At 62.6% G+C, this 468-nt stretch carries 1 protein-coding gene; it reads right to left on the bottom strand.

Features of this window, described 5'->3' with window-relative positions; translation table 11 throughout:
* Positions 1–468: UvrD-helicase domain-containing protein (locus FCS21_RS15965; protein ID WP_138624496.1), on the bottom strand; the 468-nt coding region annotated here is incomplete at both ends.

Here is a 468-nt window from a genome sequence, read left to right on the forward strand (position 1 = left end):
AACGCCGCATCGTCCCGCTCCAATACCGTGACCGGCACCAAGGCTTTTGGCGTCCCGCTGGCCTTGGCCTTTTTCCCCGGGATGGCCGGTGCGGCGCGCACGATATGTTCGGCGGCGTCGATGATGTGCTGATGGCTGCGGTAGTTCTCGCCGAGCATGACGCGGGTAGTGCTCGGCGCCGGGAATTGCTGGTTGAATTCCATGAAGTACTTGGGCGAACTGCCGCGCCAGCCGTAGATCGACTGCCAGTCATCGCCCACGCACAGCAAGGACGAACGTTGCGCACCACGGCCCACATGCATCGCCGGCCCACGACTGCGGATTTCCCGCAGGCTCGCGCGTATCCACGAAACGATCTGGGGCGATACGTCCTGGAATTCGTCGATCATCAGGTGCGACATTGGCCGCAGCAGCGGATCGCTGAGGAGCTTGAGATTTTCCGGGGTGTTCTCGCCGAACAGCGAGAAC

Source organism: Colwellia ponticola (genome assembly GCF_005885605.1).
Classification (GTDB): domain Bacteria; phylum Pseudomonadota; class Gammaproteobacteria; order Enterobacterales; family Alteromonadaceae; genus Colwellia; species Colwellia ponticola.